This is a genomic window from Gimesia panareensis (genome assembly GCF_007748155.1).
Classification (GTDB): Bacteria; Planctomycetota; Planctomycetia; order Planctomycetales; family Planctomycetaceae; genus Gimesia; species Gimesia panareensis.
This window is the reverse complement of the sequence record NZ_CP037421.1, coordinates 199,907-214,248: the sequence shown is the minus strand read 5'-3', so window position 1 is coordinate 214,248 and position 14,342 is coordinate 199,907. Positions and strand designations below refer to the sequence as shown.

The window sequence follows — 14,342 nt, the reverse complement described above, 5'->3', positions numbered from 1 at the left end:
GCGGCACAAAACACAATTTCGCAGGATGGTCGCTTTCGGCCATCCTGCTGTTTTATATATACCTGATGAATAGAGGCTCTCTGATGTCGGACGATCAACTTTCTCAACTGTTTGAACTGGTACGGCAGGGGACGCTCTCTGTGGAACAGGCAGTCGAGCAGGCACAGGAACAGGGGCAGCACAAATCCGCGATTCTGCCCTCCGCGAACATCGACCTGGACCGCAGTGCGCGCTGCGGTTATCCCGAAGTCATTTACTGCGAAGGCAAGACTTCGACCGCCCTGGTCGAGATTTTCACACTGCTGCTCGAATCGAAACAGCGCTGCCTGGGCACGCGGATTTCCGAAGAACAGGCGGAGACAGTACTCAAACAATTTCCGCAGGCAATTTACAATCAGGTGGCGCGGACCATTCGCATCCCGGAGATCGATGCTGCCTTCGATGAAGAACCAATCACAGGTAAAATCGCGGTCCTTACAGCGGGAACCAGCGATCGTCCGGTCGCGGAAGAAGCGATGGAGACACTGATCTGGATGGGCTATCAGCCGGACCTGATTGTAGACGTCGGCGTTGCAGGACCGCATCGCCTCATCGAACAGTTGCCCCGCATTCAAAACGTCTCGGCCATCATCGTCGCTGCCGGCATGGAAGGGGCGCTCCCTTCGGTGGTGGGTGGCTGGGTCTCCTGCCCGGTGATCGCAGTGCCCACGAGCGTCGGTTACGGCGCGAGCCTGGGCGGCCTCACGGCGCTGCTCGGGATGCTCAACAGCTGTGCTGCGAATGTGACCGTGGTGAATATCAATGCCGGATTCAAAGCCGGTTTTATCGCTGGCCTGATCGCCGACCAGCAGCGTTCCTCCTCCGAAAGTTGACCCCATAACAAGAGACTCCCGCCATGCTGAAATCTTCCCTGCACGCCCTGGTTTGTGTTCTGCTCATCGCACTTTGTTGCAGCCTGTCCGCATTACCGGCTCGCGCGGATGAAAACAAGCCGGCCCTGGATCCGATCGTGCGGGTTGTTGATCTGAATGTGGGTGAAACGACGACCGTCACGCTCAGCAATGGGGAACAGGTCAAAGTCAAACTCTGTGACCTCAAGGAGACCCGCGATCCGATTCGCAACGCCGTTCGAAGTGCGATCGTCACAGTGGAAGTGGACGGCGAAACGATCGAGCTGGAATCGGGGATGTACAATCTGCCGCAGTCGATTGGCAAAGTACAGGTCGACTGCTCGATTACCAGTGGTTACAACTCCAACGGCACACCATCCTTCTGGGGACTCGACAAGGATGCCCGCCTCCGCTTCTGGCCGAACGGTTCGCCGCTGCTCAAGCCGGGCTCGTTCATTTACCCGGTCGAACAGCGCTGGTTTGCCACTCGCACCTGGTATGATAATGAGCCGGTAGACGGGGGCACTAAGATCCTGCCGAAGATTTACTATCACAGCGGGCTGGACATCGGCGGTGCCGAGAAACTGACGCGGGTCATTGCGGCCACCGATGCGATTGTCGTCTCTTCTGGAACGGATGTGCTGGACGGCCACAAACAAGATACGCCGATCGCACAGCGGTATGACGTCGTCTATCTGCTGGATGCCCGGGGCTGGTATTACCGTTACAGCCACCTGCACAAAATCAACGATTCGATCCGCCCGGGACGACTGATCAAACAGGGCGAAGAGATCGGCATCCTCGGAAAGAGAGGGGCCAGTGGCGGCTGGTCGCATCTGCACTTTGAAATTAAGAGCCGCCAGCCATCGGGCAAATGGGGCACGCAGGCGGGTTATGCGTTTATCTGGGAAGCGTATCGTAATCAATACGATCCCAAACTGGTCGCGAATACACGCCGCAAACACATGGTCCTGCCAGGTGACAGGGTCATCCTGAGCGGATTACAGTCCTACAGTGTTAATTACAGCATCGTTGATTTCGAATGGATCTTCAGTGACGGCACGACGACCCGGGGCCCGGCGATAGAACGCAAATATGACTCTCCCGGTATCTATTGTGAAACGCTTAAAGTCACCGACGTAGAGGGCAACGTCGACTATGATTTCGCGGAAGTTCAGGTACTGGATCCGAACCACCCGGAAGAATATGTGCCCCGCCTGCATGCAAGCTACTGGCCTTCGCTCAAGAACAAAGTCGGCGATCCGATCACTTTCAAAGTCCGTTCGTTCGGAAATACGTACGGAAAGGAAGTCTGGGACTTTGGTGACGGCAGCCCGACTGTCAGTGTGAAATCGGACGGCAACGTGAAGCCGCTGAATGAAGACGGTTACGCGATCACGCAACATACCTATCAGAAACCGGGCGATTACCTGGTGAAGGTCGAACGCAGCCGCGAAGACGGCGTGAAAGCAGAGACGCGACTGCATGTGCGGGTGGAACCGTAATTCGATCGCTACAGATCGACATGTGATGAGATGAGAAGTAGGGGCGTGACCTGTGTGTCCGCCCGCCTGGCGAGGCTTGTCTGGAATACAGACAACAAAGGCAGCTTTCTCAATCGTCCGAAGTACAAAACGCAAACAGACTCGCTCTGCGGGTAGCCACACAGGGCTACCCCTACGCCCGGTTGATTGAGAGATCAATTCAAAGCCTGTAATCGCGTTCCCCGCTGGCATTTGGTCTGGCACAGATTTACAATGAGCGGGAACATCCTCAAACCTGAAATTCATCCCTTTAACATACCTGCCGGGAACCTGCCTGCCATGAACGCGCATCTGTTGCCCCTGTGTTTCACTCTACTGACTCTGATTTCCCTGCCCGTCTCGGTGGTCTCCGCGGCCGATGAGAAAGCGGAACAGCCGACCGTCGATTTCAAAGGGAAAGTCGCCCAGCGACTGGATTCCCTGAAAAAACAACCGGCGCTGATTCAATCGGCACTGGGAGTCACTCGCAAAGAGACGCCTATTCCGTGCGTGTTCTCCGCCGACGATCTGAACTTTCACACGGGCAAAACACGCATCCTGTTGATCGGGGGGCTGGACGGTTCGCAGGCGTCGGTCGATGCCGTCATTGATGCCGTCAACTGGTTTTATGGATCGAAAGAGGCGGCGCCGCTGCGGGAACAGTTCTCGCTCTCCGCGGCTCCGATTGCGAACCCGGACGGCTGGGTACTAAACGAGGGTCCCAAGAATGGTTCCGGCGGGAACCCGACCACTGGCTATCCGCCTCAGGGTCCTGCTTACCACGACCCGACGAAGCCGGAAGTGCAATACCTGTGGCGGTGGATCGGCATGCATGCCCCCGATCTGGTTCTGGATGTGCGTGAAGGGAAGCAGTTTCAGTGGGTGGTTCCAGTCGACAGTCTGCCCGCGACCAGGGCACTGGGAAAAGAATTGCAGCCACAGATCAAGCCGGTGTTCGGCTGGGAGCTGGTATCCAGTCTGGCGATTAAATCTCCGTCGAATATCGGGCGCATTCCCGCTCTGGCGCTGGAAGTCCCCTCTAAAGAGGCGCCCGCCTTCCTGCCCGCATTACTGTCGAGGATCGAAAAGAGCGGCTTTCACGGCCCGTCCCCTGCCCGGCTGGAGTTGATGCGACGCCAGCAGCGGACGCCGATTCAGGTTGCGACGCAACTGTCGAAAGTCTATGGCAATGACCTGGGGCGGCTCTCGTACCTTCCCGTCTTGTCACTGATCAGCCAGATTCGCCTGGGCGAACTGACGGACGATCACAGTCGACTGCCGCACGTGGAGAAGATCACACAGGAGTATCTGAAAAAGAATCCGGAACCGCTCAGCAACAAAGGGGGCGGCTCCGTGATTGCCGGCCACCTGCTGTTCTCCGAACTGATGAAGGCGACCGGAGACCGGAATTATCTTAAGTACGCCCAACAGGCGGCCGACCTGGGCTTTGATGAACAGGGGAAAATGAAAGAATCGATGCCGCACCATGTGGAGATGAGCGATGCGGTCTTCATGTCCTGTCCGATTCTGGCAGCAGTGGGCCGGCTGACCGGGGAATCCAAATACTACGACATGGCCATGCAGCACTGGCGGTTCATTCAGAAGCTGGACCAGCGTCCGGACGGCATTTACCGCAACTCGCCACTCAGCGACGCCGCCTGGGGACGCGGGAATGGTTTCCCCGCACTGGGACTGGCACTGGTTCTCAGCGAACTACCCGTTCACTCACCCTTGCGGGAGCAGTTCGTGGCCGGACATCGTCAGCACCTGGAGGCACTCAGCAAACATCAGGATCCGACCGGCATGTGGCACCAGGTGATCGATCATCCGGAAAGCTATCGCGAGATGACTTCGACCTGCATGATCACCTTCGCCATGATCCGGGGCGTGCGGGAAGGCTGGCTGGATGCGAAAGTCTATACGCCGATCATCGAGAAGGCCTGGGAAGGGATCAAGACCCGGGTCGCCTTTGACGGAACCCTGGTCGATGTCTGTACCGGAACCGGGAAGCAGACCAGCGTCCGCGGTTACCTGGACCGTATGGCGATTCTGGGCCCCGATGCCCGCGGCGGTGCAATGGCGTTCATCGTCTCCAACGAGATGGCGCAGTGGCTCAACGAACGCGCCAACGCTGCTCAGCAGTTGGATTAAACGGCGCCGCTCCCCGTCTGGCACTGGAAACCGGAGCGGGAATGGTGAATACTGGAATGATCTGAAAAGCCCTCTGACACAAACGGAAAGGTCTACCATGGTCTCGCGTTTCTGTGCTCTGCTGTTGTTTGTTCCCGCCACCCTGGTACTGTGCCTCAGTGTGACTGAAGTCCACGCGGAAGAGACCGGCCTCCGGGCTGGTGCCGCGCAGGTTGATATCACCCCTCCGACCGGTGTCTCACTGGACGGCGTCATTTCCAAGAACGGCCCGGTCACGGGAGTCCACGACCGGATCTATTCGCGTGCCCTGGTACTCGATGATGGAAACACACGAGTCGCCATCTGCGTGAACGACCTGTGCATGGTCGAGCGGAGCTACTTCGACCGAGTCAAGAAAATCGTCTCTGAGAAAACCGGTCTCCCCGTGAACCGGATGCTGATGACCAGCACGCACACGCATGCAGCGCCCCGCGTCCCCTACGGTCGCGCAAGTGAGCAGGACGACGCCTACTATGAATCGCTGATCCAGAAGATGGCGACAGCGATCATCACCGCTGAGCAGAACCTGGCTCCCGCCCAGATTGCCTGGGGCTCTTTCGATGCGGGACGCTATGCCGCGTGCCGACGTTTTCTGGCGGAGAAAGGGAGCGTATCACTGAATCCGTTCGGCGTGGCAGGCGAGCAAATCAAATCAGTAGCTGGTCGCAGTAAGCAGATCATTCAACCAGCCGCCCCCATCGACCCCCAGTGTTCCATTCTTTCGGTACAACACGCGGACGGTACTCCCCTGGCGGTGCTGGGCAACATGAGCATTCATTACTGCGGCGGTTACAGGAAGGGCGAGATCAGCGCGGATTACTTCGGCGCGTATGCGAATTACCTCGCGGAAAAACTGGCATCGACCGGTTCGCATCCTCCTTTTGTGGGCATGCTCTCGAACGGGACCAGCGGGAATGTCGGTGCAGTGATGAAGCAGGACAAAAAGAAATACCCGCCTTTCGCCTGGATTGATGAATCGGGAAAACAGTTCGCCGAACAGACAGTCAAGGTGTTACAGAAGTTGAAATACCAGCGCAACGTTCCCGTGGAGATGGTCGAACGAGAAATCGAACTGGAGATCCGCAAGCCGGATGCGGAGCGACTGGCCTGGGCACGTGAAATCCTGGCGAATCCGAAACAGAAAACCGTGCATCCCTGGTCGAAAATTTACGCCACGGAAGCAGTCGAACTGGATCAATACCCCGCGACGGAAAAGATCAAACTTCAGGCGATCCGCATTGGTGATCTGGGCATCGCCGGGCTTCCCTGCGAAACATTCACGGAGACCGGTCTGGCGATCAAAGCCGGCAGCCCGTTTTCAGCGACGTTCTCCATGGAACTGGCCAACGGTTCGAGCGGCTATCTGCCCACACCCAAACAGCACGCACTGGGAGGTTACGAAACCTGGCCCGCGCGGAGCAGCTATCTGGAGATTGACGCGGAAACCAAAATCCGACAGACGGCGCTGGAGCTGCTGCGTCAGCTGCACGATTAAGACTGCGATCGTTTAGCGGTCAAGCCAGCTGCTGAGTGTGACGGGAAGTGTCTTGATCTGCCCGTCGCGCAACAGCACGACTTCGACCACATCGCCTGCGGATTTCTCGCCGATCAGCCCGACCAGGGTGTCAAAGTTCTCAACCGGCTTTCCGCCGAACTGGAGAATGAAGTCGCCGGAGCGGATACCCGCTTTCTGGGCCGCCAGCCCGTCAGACACATCACCGACCAGACAGCCTCCCCGGTCTCTGATTCCGGCCATGTGCGTAATGCCCAGCATGGCATCACTGTCGCGGGTCTGGAACTGGGTCGCGGGCAGGGCTTTCATGAGATCTTCCATTGCCAGTTCGGGAATGGGATGGCCCTTGATCAGATACAGGACCGGAAACTTACGAACCCGTTTGATGAATCTGAGCCCGTTTTCGCCCCCCTTCCACTTGGAACCCAGGGCCACGTAACGCACCTGCCCCGGTTCCACAGTATTGCCCTGGGCCGTCTTGGCGATCTCTTCAGGCGTCCAGAGTTTCACAGTTCCGCCCATCTTTCTGATTTCGCGGACCGCCCGTTTTTCGCGGATGTCGGCGTGACGATCGATGGCCTCTTCGGCACGAAGCGCCACCGAGGGGTTTTTCGCATGCGTCAGTTTTTCCAGCGCGTCTTCTGCGGGGCCGGCCGAGCCGGCTTTGCCCAGCACGTAGACCTGTTCAATGACGAGGATCGCGCGGACGGCCGCTTCGAGGCTATCCCCCTGGGTCACTTTCAGCAGAGGTTCGACCACCTGCTCTCCGAACTTGGGCAGCTCCTGTGTTGCTTTCTGACGGGCCTGAAAGTCGTCGCTCTGCAGATCGAGGATGTAGTCGACCGCCTGTTGCGGCAGCTCCGCTTTCTCTTGTTCTTTCGAGAACGCAGGCGCGTCAGGCAGAAGCAGTGACAGGGCCAGTGCACCGGCGATGATGGCTGCGAGTCGTGATTTCATCTGGTTTATCCCTCAGGAAATTAAGTGCGTCTTTTTACGGGCGACTAAATTCCATTTTCGGACAAACCAGGCTGTAAATCAATACGAGAGTCGCACAGACAGCCTCAATCGAGGGCTATTCGGCCTGTTTGAATGTTTCCATCATCAGGCCGGGACGATCGGTGGTGATGCCGGTAATTCCCATTTCTACCAGCTTTTTGGCATCTTTCACGTCGTTGATCGTCCAGACAAAGACCGGCAGGCCGGCGGCTGCCGATTTCTGAATAAAATCGGCGGTCAGGAAGCCGTTATAGCCGACATCCAGGCCATCGAAGTTGGCCTCTTTCGCTTTCTGGATGTAGTAGTCCGCGTTGTGCTCAAACTTCCGGGTCACTTTATTCTGTTTGACCATGAAAACCCAATAGGCTTTCAGGTCGGGGAGTAATTCCTTCGCCTTGCGCATCGTATCATAGTCGAAACCGATGAGCGCGGTCTGGTCAGCCGTTTTGCCGGACGCGGCGAGATCAGCTTTGAGTTGCGGCAGGACTTCGGGGCCGCATTTGATTTCGATAAACAGTCGCTTGCCTGCGGGGATGGTCTGGAGAATCTGCGGGAGGGTTGGAATCCGCTCGTTGCGGTATTGGGCATTCTTCCAGGCACCCACGTCCAGTGTCTGGAGTTCGGCCAGCGTCTGGTCTCCGACCTTCTGATCGCGGCCGCCGATCCGTTTGGTGGTCTTATCGTGAAAGGCGACGATCTTGCCATCTCTGGTAAGGTAGATATCGATCTCGACGGCATCCGAGTTGCGCTCCCATGCCAGGTTCACGGAGGAGAGTGTGTTCTCCGGGGCATCGTGCGAGGCACCGCGATGGCCTACAATTTCAACGGCAGCAAGGGGGGAAGTGGCTGACACGATCATTAATCCTGCCCAGAAACTGAGGAAACACAAGTAACGCATCGACGGCATCTGATCTGATCTCCCGCAATGAAAGCATTAGTCGGTAACAAGTTTTGACCTGCTTATTTATATAGAAGCATATTAAAGACTTGTAAAGAAACGATGAAATCGGCAAGGCGGCAGCCGGGCACAGCTGTGGTAGCTTCTGTTCAGAAGTAAAACCATGCGCTGTGGGAAATAACGACTGTCGTATCCCGGCCATTCCTTGACGACTGGCAGTATCACTTCTAAACTCGCTTTTTGCAAACAATCTTTGAGAAAGATCTGATTTCCCACGACCTCTTGTTTGCTTTGTCTGACAGTCAACTCTTCCAGGGAGCACACAGGTGCACATTCAGGTAAACGGTGAAACCCGCGAGGTTCCCGATCGTTTCACAGTGGCCGAACTGCTGGTCCAGCTGGAGCTGCAGCCCCGCTATCTGGCTGTGGAACGCAACCTGATCCTGATTCCCCGTGAGGAACACGCGAACTGTCAGCTGGAAGAGGGAGATCGTCTGGAAATCGTAACGCTGGTAGGCGGTGGGTAAACATTATGGCAACAATTGGCGATACAGAATCGGCCCTGGTCCTGGGCACACATCATCTGAACTCCCGTCTGATCGTGGGTACGGGCAAATACTCGACTTACGAACTGATGCAGGAGAGCCTGGAAGTCAGTGGTGCGGAAGTGATTACGGTCGCTGTCCGCCGTGAGCGGCTGATCGACGCCGATGGCCGGAACATTCTGGACTTCATCGATCTCGACAAATACACGATTCTGCCCAATACCGCTGGTTGCTTTACCGCCGAGGATGCCGTCCGTGTCGCCCGCATGGGGCGTGAAATTCTGCGGGGCCTGGAAAACCCGGGCGCCGACTGGGTCAAAATCGAAGTGTTGGGCGATACGAAAACCCTGCTTCCCGATCCGGTCGCCACGCTGGAAGCGACGAAGCAACTGGTCGACGAAGGCTTTTCGGTGCTCTGCTATTCGACCGATGATCCCATTACCGCGAAGCGGCTGAAAGACGCGGGTGCCACTTCGGTGATGCCTGCGGGCAGCCCGATCGGCAGCGGCCAGGGTATTCTGAACCCGAACAATATCCGCATCTGTCTGGAATACCTCAAAGAGGACGATCCCGACTACCCGGTGATTGTCGATGCCGGCGTGGGGACTGCAAGCGACGTGACGATTGCGATGGAACTGGGTTGCGACGGCGTGCTGCTCAACACGGGCATCGCCGGCGCGCAGGATCCCGTGCGGATGGCCCGGGCCATGAAAGCGGGCATCGAAGCTGGCCGCGACGCTTACCTGGCGGGACGCATTCCCCGCAAGCTGTACGCCACGGCCTCGAGTCCGGAAACCGGCATCATCGCTCCGAAGTCTTAAGTTCCCGCGTCGACTGAATTTTTCCGACCGGTTTCACAGTGCGCTTCTGTTTGCGAGACTGTTTTTTCTGCCAGGGGGGCTGGCGCTCAGCCGAGATCACCACCTTGAGCTGATTCAGACCTGCGATCCCGCCGGTCTGTCCTGAGGTGCGAACCACTTTCCAGCTCGACGTCGCATCGGCAACGCCCCCTTCGCCCAGCTCCTGATTCAGTTTCGCCAGCGCTGCGGAGAGCGCTTCATCAAAGGAACCTTTGGAGGAAGTGCCCGCAAAGGTTCGGCGAACCGGTTCCATTTCGCGTTCCTGATCGAAGTAAACGACCTGGATACCATCCTTCACGCCGTGCACGCGAACCCCTTTGACCCAGGCGGGCAGGTCGGTCCAGACATCTGACGCTTTGACTTCTGAGATGACGGTAATCGCGATCCCGGTCGGCGGCTTCGCCTTGAGATAGTAATCCTGGATTCCATCTTCAGGCGGTTTTACATAGACGGTCCGTTCCAGGATCACGTCGGTATATCCGCCAGTGGGAACTTCGCCCACCACGTCCAGAACCAGCGAAGGCGGATTGGATTTCTGCAGCTGGTGTGAGACACTCAGAATTTTCGGAACGGTGATGGCTTTGGACTTCGGCTTCTCGGCCTGCACGAGTGACAGACTGCACCAGACAAAGGTAACAGCCAGCAGAACTGTGGTCAGTTGCTTAAAAGATTTCATCGGACTCCCTCCAAGTTAGAAATGGTCAAGGGAACGTTCAGAACGGCGAAATTTCCCAGCGACCCACGGTCAGTTTGACGCAGGAGACGCCGCCCCTGTTCCCGGAGATCGAAAATTCTCCCGTCAGCCCGGCTGTCTGCCTGCTACAGACTCGCTATCTTGCCTCGATCACCTTCCACTGGTCTTCTGAGGAGAAAGGGTCGATGAGTTGTGCCAGTCCGGCATCGGCCAGTTCCTGCCCGGAGACAAAACGTCCGGGGCGTGTCCAGCGATCGAGTACGCTCTGTCGGCAGCCAAACAGCTGTGCCTGGAGACGATCAAAATCGGTTTCCAGTACTTTAAAATGTCGTGCCCATTCTGCGGCTTCTTCCAGCCGGACTTCGTCTTCACTCTGCCAGCGGATCGGATGAAACAGCAGTGTTGTGTAAGTGGTAACGTAACGGTGCTTACAGGCGGCAAACGGGAGTATGGCGGCGGAGGAACATTCACCCAGCGCCACGCCGGCTACGTTCAACTGCCTCAGACGGATCAGGCTGGCCAGTGTCAGGCCGGCGTAAACTGATCCGCCGGGGGAATCGAAGTAGATGGTACCCCGGCTGCCGCGCGGGACGTCTACCAGCCTGGAAACCAGATCGGATTCTTTATCTCCCAGATCCCCCGAGAGCGAAATTTCCCAGTCCGGCTCTTTATCCTGAGACGCAGGACTGCGAAAGGAGTGTGCTTTCTCGGGATAGGATTTCAGGTTGGATACCGTACGCAGCCGTCTTCGTTTCGTCATTGTTTCCAGATAGTCTTCAAACTGAGAACTCATAAATTAAACTCATCGCAAGCTGTTTAGAATAACAGATCAAAAGCGTAGTTCGCAAACTGTGTTTCCCCTCAGTTCGAGAAAAAATCAGTGAAATTGCCTGTGCGACTTGGCGCCGTCACACCGTTCAGCACACAATAACTGACAGTGATTAACAAACCGTTCAGGATTGACTGTTTTTTGAGGAATTTTCGCTGTGAAAACCGTGTTGAGCATACTCTGTCTGTTTGTCGGCTTCTCTACCACTGTGAGTGCCGCAGAAGGTACCGTCGATATCAAGAAAAATGGAAGCAAGTTCAGTGTGACCATCGATGGGAAACCGTTTGCGACCTACAACACCAGTGCCGACCTGCCTAAGCCGTTCTTCTCTCCTGTAAGAGCTGCTGACGGAACCGTGATTACCCGTTCGCTGGTCGATCCTGAAGATCACCCACACCACAAAGGGATCTGGGTCGCCGTCGACGAAGTCAACACCGTCGACTTCTGGGCCGAGAAGGGCAAAATTAAAAATGTCGGTGTGAAGATTCTCAAACAATACGGCAATCCGGCAGTGATGAAAGTCACCAACCAGTGGCTCGGCGAAGACAATAAGCCGATCGTCACGGAAAACACGGTCATCTCGATCTATGCCAATCGCCTGCTGACCTACAACATTACGTTTACCGCGGGTGCCAAGCCCGTTGTCTTTGAAGACACGAAGGAAGGTCTGTTCGGCATCCGTCTGCCCAATGGCATGCGGGAAAAAGAAGAAGGTTCCGTCGTCGATAACAAAGGTACGAAAGGGACCAAAGAAACCTGGGGCAAGCCCACCGAGTGGATCGACTACTATGGTCCGCTGAAAGGCAAAGTCTACGGCGTGACCCTGATGGACTCGCCTCAGAACTACAAGAAATCACGTTACCACGTACGGAACTACGGTCTGTTTACGATCAGCCCGTTCGGCGATCATGCCTACACCAACAAAAAGCAGCCCGCCGACCCCAAGCACCTCAAAGCAGGCGGAAGGCTGAACCTGAAATACGGGCTCTATATTCACTCTGGAGATACTAAACAGGGCAAAGTCGCTGCCGCTTACCAGCAGTTCCTGGACGTGACGAAGAAAAAAATGATTCAGAAAAAGCTGAGTGCGTCCTCCAAAAAACCAGCAGCAAAACCAGCGAAGAAAGTGGCTGCTGCTCCTCAAAAACCGGCGGCTCCAGCCAAGGAAGCCAAGCCCAAAATGAAACCGGTTCCGGAAACAGAAGCGGTCCCCGCAAATAACTGTGAATGTTATCAGGTGCAGCAGCCGCGACGTGGCCTGTTCCGTCGCCTGCGTTTCCGCCGATAAGTGTACATCACATCACTCGCCGGAGCTTTTTCCGCGATTGACGTCTGAATAATCGGACATTCTGGAAAAAGATACCGGCGGGGGAAGGTGTATCGGCCTGCTGTTCATTGCGGGCAGTGGTCTGCTCTAATAAGATCAGCGTCATCGTTTTTTGCTGCGGGATGCCTGAAGTGCGAACCCGGCCCCCTCTCGGGGGATCAGAACCGGGAACGAACGTCTGGCGACAGGCCGATCCTGACCGATCGTGCGGCTCCCGCTGCAACTCCGGAGCCTGCTGCTCCCCAGACACAACTTTTTTTGAGAACGAACGTTTTCTAACCAAGGACTTAGTAAGGTGTTACGAACACATACCTGTGGCGAACTGAGAACAGACCATGTAGGACAGACTGTGACTCTGGCGGGTTGGGTCATCCGCGGTCGCGATCATGGAGGTCTGGCTTTCATCGACCTGCGTGACCGCTACGGAGTAACCCAGATTGTGTTCAATCCGGATCGTGACGCCGCAATGCACGAACTGGCCCGGACCCTGCGTGCCGAAGATGTCATTCAGGTCAGTGGTGAAGTCGTGCTGCGGGACGACCGGGAAAACGAGAAGCTGGCCACCGGAAAAATTGAAGTCCGGGCGCACGAACTCAAAGTGCTCAATAAAAGTAAGACACCCCCGTTCGAACCGGGGACATCCGAACTGCCCAACGAAGAGCTGCGGTTGACCTATCGCTTCATCGATCTGCGCAGCGAGCGGCTGCAGCACGCGATGCTGGTGCGTCACCGTCTGATGAAATTGACACGCGATTATTTTGACAACCAGCAGTTCCTGGAAATCGAGACCCCGATCCTGGGACGCAGCACGCCAGAAGGGGCCCGCGATTACCTCGTGCCCAGCCGCGTGCATGAAGGCGCTTTCTATGCCCTGCCCCAGTCGCCGCAGATCTACAAACAGATCCTGATGATCTCGGGCTACGACCGTTACTTCCAGATTGCCCGTTGTTTCCGCGATGAAGACCTGCGAGCAGACCGCCAGCCGGAGTTCACCCAGATCGATATCGAGATGGCGTTTGTCGAACAGGAAGACATCCTCACGCTGATCGACGGCCTGATGGCAACAATCCTGAAAGACCTGCGTGTCGAAGAAATGGCACTGCCGTTACCCCGCTATGACTATGCCGAGGTCATGGAAAAATATGGTTCCGATAAGCCGGACCTGCGGTTCGGCCTGGAACTGGTCGACATCGGCGAGATCGCACAGAGCTGTGACTTTGCCGTCTTCAAGAAGACCATGGAGTCGGGGGGCCGCGTACGGGGTTTGAACGCCAAAGGTGCCGCCGACAACTACAGCCGTAAAGACATCGACGGTCTGACCGAATTCGTGGGCGAATACGGGGCCAAGGGACTGGCATTCTTCAAGGTGACCGACGAAGGTCTGCACTCCCCGATTGCCAAGTTCTTCTCGGACGAAGACAAGCAGAAGATCATGGAGGCAATGGGGGCTGAGGTCGGCGACCTGCTGTTCTTTGTAGCAGACCAGTGTGCCGTCACCTCCGCTGCTCTGGCAGCGCTCCGCAACCGTCTGGGTAAAGAACTGAAGCTGTACGATCCGAGTGACTTCAAATGCTGCTGGGTCGTCAACTTTCCGCTGCTCACCTACAACGAGGATGAACAGCGTTGGGATGCCGAGCATCATCCGTTCTGCCAGCCTGTCGAGGAAGACGTGCAGTACTTTGAAAGTGACCCTGCCAAGGTGCGTGCCCAGTCCTACGACCTGGTCATCAACGGTTATGAAGCAGCCAGCGGCAGTGTCCGTGTTCACGACCAGGGTGTGCAGCAGACTGTCTTCGATCTGCTGGGGATCTCGGCGGAAGAGGCGGAAGAACGGTTCGGCTTCCTGCTGCAGGCGCTGCGGTACGGAGCTCCTCCGCACGCCGGGGCGGCTTTAGGTCTGGACCGGCTGGTGATGCTGCTCTGTGGCAATGACAACATCCGCGACGTCATCGCGTTTCCGAAGACCCAGAAAGCAGCCGACCTGCTCAGCGGTGCACCTTCGGAAGTGGATCCGCACCAGCTGCGCGATCTGCGGATCAAAGTTGACATTCCTAAATAAGTCGATCCCGTGCATAAT

Annotated in this window: 12 protein-coding genes; 8 read left to right on the top strand and 4 right to left on the bottom strand. The window is 56.6% G+C overall.

Features of this window, described 5'->3' with window-relative positions; all coding sequences use genetic code 11:
• Positions 1–83: 83 nt before the first annotated feature.
• From larB to Enr10x_RS00860, 4 genes are all read left to right on the top strand, one after another.
• Complete coding sequence (larB, locus tag Enr10x_RS00875; RefSeq protein ID WP_145447870.1) at positions 84–872, top strand: nickel pincer cofactor biosynthesis protein LarB; 789 nt, start codon at positions 84–86, stop codon at positions 870–872.
• 23 nt (positions 873–895) lie between these two features.
• Positions 896–2,395, top strand: coding sequence for a PKD domain-containing protein (locus tag Enr10x_RS00870; RefSeq protein WP_145447869.1), 1,500 nt, complete (start codon positions 896–898; stop codon positions 2,393–2,395).
• Between the two features lie 318 nt (positions 2,396–2,713).
• A complete protein-coding gene (locus Enr10x_RS00865) occupies positions 2,714–4,564 on the top strand; it encodes a glycoside hydrolase family 88 protein (RefSeq protein WP_197997439.1) in 1,851 nt (616 codons plus the stop codon).
• Between the two features lie 97 nt (positions 4,565–4,661).
• Positions 4,662–6,098 (top strand): neutral/alkaline non-lysosomal ceramidase N-terminal domain-containing protein, encoded by a 1,437-nt coding sequence (locus Enr10x_RS00860; protein ID WP_197997438.1) that lies wholly within the window; start codon positions 4,662–4,664, stop codon positions 6,096–6,098.
• Between the two features lie 12 nt (positions 6,099–6,110).
• On the opposite strand, the gene Enr10x_RS00855 is transcribed toward Enr10x_RS00860, so the two are convergent.
• Positions 6,111–7,073, bottom strand: a complete 963-nt coding sequence (locus tag Enr10x_RS00855; RefSeq protein WP_145102873.1) for a PDZ domain-containing protein — start codon at positions 7,071–7,073, stop codon at positions 6,111–6,113.
• Positions 7,074–7,188: 115 nt separating this feature from the next.
• Positions 7,189–7,965, bottom strand: coding sequence for a glycerophosphodiester phosphodiesterase (locus Enr10x_RS00850; protein ID WP_197996331.1), 777 nt, complete (start codon positions 7,963–7,965; stop codon positions 7,189–7,191).
• Between the two features lie 371 nt (positions 7,966–8,336).
• On the opposite strand from Enr10x_RS00850, the gene thiS reads away from it, so the two are divergent.
• Both thiS and Enr10x_RS00840 read left to right on the top strand, forming a co-directional pair.
• Complete coding sequence (thiS, locus tag Enr10x_RS00845; protein WP_145102869.1) at positions 8,337–8,537, top strand: sulfur carrier protein ThiS; 201 nt, start codon at positions 8,337–8,339, stop codon at positions 8,535–8,537.
• A 5-nt stretch (positions 8,538–8,542) separates the two neighbouring features.
• Entirely contained in the window at positions 8,543–9,376 is an 834-nt protein-coding gene (locus Enr10x_RS00840) for a thiazole synthase (protein ID WP_145102867.1), read from the top strand.
• Here the strand turns inward: Enr10x_RS00840 and Enr10x_RS00835 are convergent.
• On the bottom strand, positions 9,357–10,091 hold the full coding sequence (locus Enr10x_RS00835; RefSeq protein ID WP_145102865.1) for a hypothetical protein: 735 nt from the start codon (positions 10,089–10,091) through the stop codon (positions 9,357–9,359). The genes Enr10x_RS00840 and Enr10x_RS00835 overlap by 20 nt on opposite strands.
• A 154-nt stretch (positions 10,092–10,245) precedes the next feature.
• Entirely contained in the window at positions 10,246–10,902 is a 657-nt protein-coding gene (locus Enr10x_RS00830; RefSeq protein WP_232093188.1) for a ClpP family protease, read from the bottom strand.
• 193 nt (positions 10,903–11,095) lie between these two features.
• Between Enr10x_RS00830 and Enr10x_RS00825 the strand changes: the two genes are divergently transcribed.
• Positions 11,096–12,226, top strand: coding sequence for a DUF6807 domain-containing protein (locus tag Enr10x_RS00825; RefSeq protein WP_197996330.1), 1,131 nt, complete (start codon positions 11,096–11,098; stop codon positions 12,224–12,226).
• 334 nt (positions 12,227–12,560) lie between these two features.
• A complete protein-coding gene (gene aspS / locus Enr10x_RS00820) occupies positions 12,561–14,324 on the top strand; it encodes an aspartate--tRNA ligase (RefSeq protein WP_145102861.1) in 1,764 nt (587 codons plus the stop codon).
• The last annotated feature ends 18 nt before the right edge of the window (positions 14,325–14,342 follow it).